We start from the raw sequence: 6,413 nt of genomic DNA, 5'->3' as shown, positions 1-6,413 counted from the left end.
TCAAACCTCAGCAACGAGTTCATGCCGGTATCGCTTATGTGCCACAGGGCCGCGAGATATTCCCGCGGCTGACGGTGGAAGAAAACCTGCTGATGGGCCTGTCGCGTTTTTCTGCACGTGAAGCGCGGGAGGTGCCAGCCTTCATCTACGAACTGTTCCCGGTGCTGGAGCAGATGAAGCAGCGCCGTGGCGGCGACCTGTCTGGCGGCCAGCAGCAACAACTGGCCATCGGCCGCGCCCTGGCCAGTCGCCCGCGCCTGCTGATCCTCGACGAGCCCACCGAAGGCATCCAGCCCTCGGTGATCAAGGAAATCGGTGCGGTCATCCGCCGCCTGGCCGAACGCGGCGACATGGCTATCCTGCTGGTGGAGCAGTTCTACGACTTTGCCGAAGCGCTGGCCGACCAGTACCTGGTCATGGCCCGGGGCGAGATCGTGCAGCGCGGCCGCGGTGAAAACATGCAGGCCGAAGGTGTGCGTGGGCTGGTAACCATTTAATCTGCACACAACGACCCTGCGAGATGCTGTGATGAGTGACCGAATCCGCGATGCCCTGCCCGCCGACCTGCCGGGCATCCTCGATATCTACAACGATGCCGTACGCCATACCACGGCGATCTGGAACGAGACCCCGGTGGACCTGGCCAACCGCCAGGCCTGGTTCGAGGCGCGGGCGCAGCAGGGCTATCCGATCCTGGTGGCGGTAGATGACAGCGGCGTGCTGGGTTATGCGTCGTTTGGCGACTGGCGGCCATTCGAAGGTTTTCGCCAGACCGTGGAGCACTCGGTGTATGTCCGTGATGACCAGCGTGGCAAAGGGCTGGGCCCGCTGTTGATGGCGGCGCTGATAGAACGGGCGCGCAGCTGCGGCAAGCATGTGATGGTGGCGGCCATCGAAAGCGGCAATGCGGGCTCGATGCGCCTGCATGAGCGGCTGGGATTTGTGGTGACCGGGCAGATGCCACAGGTGGGGGTGAAGTTTGGCCGGTGGCTGGATTTGACCTTCATGCAGCTGGTGCTGAACCCTGGAGCTGAACCAAGCCGAACCTGATGCTGCCTGTACTGGCCTCATCGCCGGCAAGCCAGCTCCCACAGGGACAGCGCAGGCCTCATAGCCTGTGGGGACTCTGTGGGCGCTGGCTTGCCGGCGATGAGGCCAGGCCTGCAACCGTTACAGCTGGGTAAACCTGCCCAACCGTTGCTTCAGCATGCTGTTCTCACTGCGCAACTGCTGCACTTCCTGCAGCAGCTCCAGCGCCAGCGCCACCCCTTCCCACTCCAGCTCCAGCTCCTGATGCAGCTTAACCGCGCGCTTGGCCACCAGCGGCGCCTGATCGTCAAACAGCCAGTCATCCGGCGTTCGCCCGGAAGGCTCGACAATGCCGTGCTCGACGATTTCGATCACGTAGTCAGCCGTGACATCGGCTTCCTGACACAGGGTACGCATGTCCAGTTGAACGATCAGGGTGCTGCTCATGATCACTTACTCCATTGTGTCCTCGGGTCGAACGCAGCCTTCTCGGAAAGCTTGCTCCACAGTTCGCGGGCAGCCTCGTCGGAGGCAGGCGGCATGACCACTTTCAGCTGCGCATAAAGGTTGCCGCGCTCGCCGTTCTTGTTCGCCAGGCCCATGCCCGGCACGCGCAGGCGCTGGCCGCTCTGGCTGTCGGGGCGAATGGTCAGGTTGATCCTGCCGGTCAGGGTCGGCACCGCGACCTTGGTCCCCAGGGCAGCCTCCCACGGTGCCAGTGGCACGGTGATGATCAGGTCATGACCTTCGACATCGAACAGCGGGTGCGGTGCCATGCGGATGGTCAGGAACAGATCGCCATTGGCGCCGCCACCACTGCCCGGCGCGCCCTGGCCTTTCAGGCGGATGCGTTCGCCGTCGGTTACCCCAGCCGGAATCTTCACGTTCAGGGTCTTGGTGGTAAACCCGGTGCGCTGGCCCATGGCATTGGTTTGCGGCACCTGGAAGCTGATCTGCTTGGATTCCTTGCTCAGGGTTTCCTCGAGGAACACCGCCAGTTCAAGCTCCACATCCTGCCCTCGTCTGCCGGCACTGCGTTGTTGTTGCCGGCCACCGCCGCCACCGCCGAACGGGCTGCCGCCGCGTGCGCCAAAAATCGAGCTGAAGAAGTCGGAAAAATCACCGCCCTCGAAGCCACCTGCGCCAGCACCGCCGCGGTTTTCCCAGCCAGGTGGTGCCTGGAACGGCCGGCCATGCTGGCCGCCATATTTGCGAATTTCGTCGAACTCGGCACGTTTCTGCGCGTCACCGAGCACTTCGTAGGCCTCGTTGGCCTCCTTGAACTTGTCCTCGGCGTCGCGCTCCTTGCTGACATCGGGGTGATACTTGCGCGCCAGCTTGCGGTACGCGGCCTTGATCGCCTTGTCGTCCGCCGTGGGCTCTACGCCGAGTATCTTGTAATAGTCTTTGAAGTCCATCTGTGGATCACCAATGTGAATGTGCGTGTTGCAACAGAAGATGCAACTGTAGATTGGGGTCAAGCATAGCCTTTCAAGACCGCCTTGGGGTTGCGCCATGGCAGACGACTGGTCTTGATTCTGTAGCCAAGTGGCATAAACTGCGCGGCCGTTTTGCCTCCGGAAGCTTATTTCCCATGTCTGACGTATCCCCGGCCCGCGCCCTGGGCATCGACTTTGGCACCTCAAACTCCACGGTCGGCTGGCACCGCCCTGGCGTGGAGTCGCTGATTGCCCTGGAAGACGGCAAGATCACCTTGCCCTCGGTGGTGTTCTTCAACATCGAAGAGCGTCGCCCGGTGTATGGCCGCCTGGCGCTGCACGAGTACCTGGAGGGCTACGAAGGCCGCCTGATGCGCTCGCTGAAAAGCCTGCTGGGCTCCAAGCTGATCAAGCACGACACCAGCGTGCTGGGCAGCGCGTTGCCGTTCAAGGACCTGCTGGGCATGTTTATCGGCGAGCTGAAAAAGCGCGCCGAAGCCGCCGCAGGTCGCGAATTCGACCAGGTGGTGCTGGGGCGCCCGGTGTTCTTCGTCGACGAAGACTCCGCCGCCGACCAGGAGGCCGAAGACACCCTGGCCGACGTAGCCCGCAAGATCGGCTTCAAGGACGTGTCGTTCCAGTACGAGCCGATTGCCGCGGCCTTCGACTATGAGTCGAGCATCAGCCGCGAAGAGCTGGTGCTGATCGTCGACATCGGCGGTGGTACCTCCGACTTCACCCTGATCCGCCTGTCGCCCGAACGCCATCTGGTAGCCGAACGTCAGGACGATATCCTCGCCACCGGCGGCGTGCACATTGGCGGTACCGACTTCGACAAGCAACTGAGCCTGCAGGGCGTCATGCCGTTGTTCGGCTACGGCAGCCGCATGAAGAGCGGCGCGCTGATGCCTACCAGCTACCACCTCAACCTGGCCACCTGGCACACCATCAACGCCCTGTACTCGCAGAAGTCGCAGCTGGCGCTGGGCAGCATGCGCTACGACATCGAGGACAGCTTCGGCATCGACCGACTGTTCAAGCTGATCGAGCAGCGTGCGGGGCACTGGCTGGCGATGGAAGTGGAAGCCAGCAAGATCGAGCTGACTGAGCATGACAGCCGCATCATCGACCTGCGCCGTGTCGAGCCTGAGTTGAAGGCGGAACTGACCCGCGTGCTGTTCGAAGAGGCCATCGAAAGCCTGCTGGAACGCGTGCGCGGTAGCGTGAGCGAACTGCTGGCCAAGGCCGGCGTCAGCGAAGCCCAGGTCGATACAGTGTTCTTCACCGGTGGCTCCAGCGGCATTCCGGCACTGCGCAACAGCGTGGCAGCGATGTTGCCGAATGCGCGACATGTGGAAGGCAATATCTTTGGCAGCATCGGTAGCGGGCTGGCCATCGAGGCGCGCAAGCGTTACGGCGTGGCCTGAGCCATTTTGGGGCTGCTTTGCAGCCCATCGCGACACAAGGCCGCTCCTACAGGAAACCGCGCATTCATTGGATGGACGCGGTCGCCTGTAGGAGCGGCCTTGTGTCGCGATGGGCCGCAAAGCGGCCCCCAGCAATCTGTCAGACCAGCTCCGCCCGCCGCAACTCGCTTTTCAGGTAGGCATAGTAGACCGGCCCCGCCACCACCCCCGGCAGCCCGAACGCCGCCTCGAACACCAGCATCGCCAGCAACAGCTCCCAGGCCTTGGCACTGATCTGCCCGCCGACGATCCGCGCGTTGAGGAAGTACTCGACCTTGTGGATGACGATCAGGTAACCCAGTGCCGCCGCCGCGACCCAGATCGACAGCGACAGACCGACGATGGTGATCAGGGTATTGGACATCAGGTTGCCGATCACCGGCAGCAGCCCCAGCAGGAAGGTCAGCACGATCAGCGTCTTGGTCAGCGGCAGGTGCACGCCGAACAGCGGCAATACCACGGCCAGGAAAATACCGGTGAACGCGGTATTGAGCAGCGAGATCTTGATCTGCGCGAAGACGATGTTGCGAAACGCCCGCACCAGCAGGGCGAGGCGCTCGAACAGCGCTGCCGCCAGGGGCTTGCGCCGGGAGATATCGGGTATGCGCTGCAGGGCGACTATGGCCCCGAGGATCATGCCGATCAGCAGGGTGACGAACATGTGCGCCATGCCCTTGCCCACCAGCTGCAGGTCGCCCAGGTGGCTCTTGAGCCAGTCGCCGATGGCCACCTTGAACTCCGCCGCGCTGGCCGGCAGGTAACCCTCGATGAACGGCGGCAACTGCCCGCGGGCACGCTCCACCAGGGCCATGAACTTGTCCAGCGAAGCCCCTGGGTTTTCCGCTTCGTGCAGCAAAAAGCTGAAAGCACCGGCAATCAGCAGCGACAGGGTCAACACCACCAGCGTGCCCAGCAATGCCACCGCCAGCCAACGCGCGCGTTGCCCGGCGATCAGCGGCTGCAGCCGCGGGGTGAGCATGTTGACCAGCTCGAACACCAACAGGCCAGCCAGCAGGCTCGGCAGCAATTTCAGGGGCAACGCCAGCAGCAGGCCGGCAAACACGATGATCCAGCTGGCCAGGGTGACCTGGCGGGGGGTGAAGGTCATACAGCCTCAACGGCAGACAACGGGAAAGACCCGCAGTCTGCCAGCCTTGAGGCTGCAGGCATAGGCGCAGGTCATTTCTTCTTCAGGCAGTCACTCATGTATGCCTTGCGCTCGTCACCCTTGAGCGCCTTGGTGGTGGCGTCGGCGTTGCAGGTTTTCATTTTGTCTTGCTGGGTCTGCGGCACGCTCTTCTTCAGGCAGGTGCTCATGAAGGCTTTGCGCTCGTCGCCTTTGAGTTCCTTGGCGGTGGCGTCGGCATTACAGGTTTTCATCTTTTCCTGCTGTGCAGTATTGGCGGCGAAGCCTTGGGCGCTGAACAACACCGCCAGCGCCAGCAATGGAATGTGCAGCAATCTCATGGAGTGGTCTCCTTGGCTCCGCGCCCGATGCACGGGGGTCGAGCTGAGTGTAGCCAAGAATTGTCAGCTCCCTGCCCGCGCCTGCCGGCGGTACTGCTCGGGGGTGCACCGGGCCTGGCGCTGGAACATGGCGATGAACGCCGAAGCGCTGCTGTAGCCAAGGTCGAAGGCAATCGCCTGAATCGGCAGGCCTGCCTCCAGCGCTTCGATGGCGCGCAGAAAACGCAGGCGCAAGCGCCACTCGCCAAAGCTGATGCCCAACTCGCGCAGGAACTGCCGGGCCAGGGTGCGCTCGCTGACATGCACGCGAGCCGCCCAGTCGGCCAGCGGACGGTTGTCACCCGGCTCGGCGCTGAGCGCGTCGAGCACCTGGCGCAGGCCATCGCTCTGGGCAAATGGCAGGTAGCAAGCCTGGGTGGGCGCCAGCAACAGCTGGTCCAGCAGTACTTGAGCCAGGCGTTGGTCGCGCTCGTCTGCGGCTACCTGCAGGTCGCGGCGAGCGAAGTCGGCCAGGATGGCCTTGAGGATGTCACTGATCATCAGGCTGCATGGCTGCTGCGGCAGAGCTGCACACAGGCGGCGGTCCAGGTAGACCGAGCGGTAGACGATGGCCTGGGGGTTGTAGCAGCCATGCACAGTATCGGGGGGGACCCACACGGCGTAGTGCGGCGGTGATAGAAAGCGCTGGCCGGCGACCTCCAGGTGCATCACGCCATGGGCGGTGTAGTTGAGCTGGCCCCAGGCGTGCTGGTGCAGGGCGCTGTGGGTGTCGGCGCCGAACTCGTCGTGGCGGAAGTACACCGGGGCCGGGAGCTGGGCGAACTGGGGGATATCGAGGTATTTGCGCTGCATGTCAGTTTAGCAGGGTGGGTTGTCCGGTTAAGAGAGGGTGTCAGAAATTTTGTGTTCGGGCATAACATGAGTAAGAGGTGCATGTATGCCAACCAAAAAAAAACCGCTCCGAGAGTTACCAAAGGTTCCGAAAGAGCTGCTGGAACAGTTTTCCGCTGTT

The 6,413-nt window shown here is 63.0% G+C and carries 8 protein-coding genes; 3 read left to right on the top strand and 5 right to left on the bottom strand.

The window, feature by feature from the left end; genetic code table 11:
• Together HP547_RS26230 and HP547_RS26225 are read left to right on the top strand one after the other, a co-directional pair.
• Nucleotides 1–497, top strand: a 497-nt coding sequence (locus HP547_RS26230) for an ATP-binding cassette domain-containing protein (RefSeq protein WP_172288312.1), incomplete at its 5' end; no start/stop codon positions are given.
• Nucleotides 498–528: 31 nt separating this feature from the next.
• On the top strand, nt 529–1,050 hold the full coding sequence (locus tag HP547_RS26225; protein ID WP_172288310.1) for a GNAT family N-acetyltransferase: 522 nt from the start codon (nt 529–531) through the stop codon (nt 1,048–1,050).
• A 120-nt stretch (nt 1,051–1,170) separates the two neighbouring features.
• On the opposite strand, the gene HP547_RS26220 is transcribed toward HP547_RS26225, so the two are convergent.
• Together HP547_RS26220 and cbpA are read right to left on the bottom strand one after the other, a co-directional pair.
• Nucleotides 1,171–1,476, bottom strand: coding sequence for a chaperone modulator CbpM (locus tag HP547_RS26220; protein ID WP_172228602.1), 306 nt, complete (start codon nt 1,474–1,476; stop codon nt 1,171–1,173).
• A gap of 2 nt (nt 1,477–1,478) precedes the next feature.
• Complete coding sequence (cbpA, locus tag HP547_RS26215; RefSeq protein WP_172228604.1) at nt 1,479–2,447, bottom strand: curved DNA-binding protein; 969 nt, start codon at nt 2,445–2,447, stop codon at nt 1,479–1,481.
• Nucleotides 2,448–2,623: 176 nt separating this feature from the next.
• Here cbpA and HP547_RS26210 point away from each other — a divergent pair, with 176 nt between their 5' ends.
• Complete coding sequence (locus HP547_RS26210; protein ID WP_172228606.1) at nt 2,624–3,895, top strand: Hsp70 family protein; 1,272 nt, start codon at nt 2,624–2,626, stop codon at nt 3,893–3,895.
• Between the two features lie 139 nt (nt 3,896–4,034).
• Here HP547_RS26210 and HP547_RS26205 read toward each other — a convergent pair whose 3' ends face one another.
• The 3 genes from HP547_RS26205 to HP547_RS26195 all read right to left on the bottom strand — a co-directional run bounded on the left by HP547_RS26205 (nt 4,035) and on the right by HP547_RS26195 (nt 6,253).
• Nucleotides 4,035–5,042 carry an AI-2E family transporter gene (locus HP547_RS26205; RefSeq protein ID WP_172288308.1) on the bottom strand — a complete coding sequence of 336 codons (1,008 nt, stop codon included), beginning with the start codon at nt 5,040–5,042 and terminating at the stop codon, nt 4,035–4,037.
• A gap of 71 nt (nt 5,043–5,113) precedes the next feature.
• Nucleotides 5,114–5,401 carry a PsiF family protein gene (locus HP547_RS26200; RefSeq protein WP_172288306.1) on the bottom strand — a complete coding sequence of 96 codons (288 nt, stop codon included), beginning with the start codon at nt 5,399–5,401 and terminating at the stop codon, nt 5,114–5,116.
• A 63-nt stretch (nt 5,402–5,464) separates the two neighbouring features.
• Nucleotides 5,465–6,253, bottom strand: a complete 789-nt coding sequence (locus HP547_RS26195) for a helix-turn-helix transcriptional regulator (protein WP_172288304.1) — start codon at nt 6,251–6,253, stop codon at nt 5,465–5,467.
• Nucleotides 6,254–6,413 lie beyond the last annotated feature (160 nt).

Source organism: Pseudomonas sp. CM27, from assembly GCF_013179515.1.
In the GTDB taxonomy this organism is placed as follows: domain Bacteria; phylum Pseudomonadota; class Gammaproteobacteria; order Pseudomonadales; family Pseudomonadaceae; genus Aquipseudomonas.
Note: the sequence above shows the minus strand (reverse complement) of the source record. Positions and strands in the feature narration are given on the sequence as shown.

Bases quoted from the DNA above. Each gene is read 5' to 3' on its own strand.
- HP547_RS26225 (WP_172288310.1), top strand. From the start codon at position 529: ATGAGTGACCGAATCCGCGATGCCCTGCCCGCCGACCTGCCGGGCATC.
- HP547_RS26220 (WP_172228602.1), bottom strand. From the start codon at position 1,476: ATGAGCAGCACCCTGATCGTTCAACTGGACATGCGTACCCTGTGTCAG.
- cbpA (WP_172228604.1), bottom strand. From the start codon at position 2,447: ATGGACTTCAAAGACTATTACAAGATACTCGGCGTAGAGCCCACGGCG.
- HP547_RS26210 (WP_172228606.1), top strand. From the start codon at position 2,624: ATGTCTGACGTATCCCCGGCCCGCGCCCTGGGCATCGACTTTGGCACC.
- HP547_RS26205 (WP_172288308.1), bottom strand. From the start codon at position 5,042: ATGACCTTCACCCCCCGCCAGGTCACCCTGGCCAGCTGGATCATCGTG.
- HP547_RS26200 (WP_172288306.1), bottom strand. From the start codon at position 5,401: ATGAGATTGCTGCACATTCCATTGCTGGCGCTGGCGGTGTTGTTCAGC.
- HP547_RS26195 (WP_172288304.1), bottom strand. From the start codon at position 6,253: ATGCAGCGCAAATACCTCGATATCCCCCAGTTCGCCCAGCTCCCGGCC.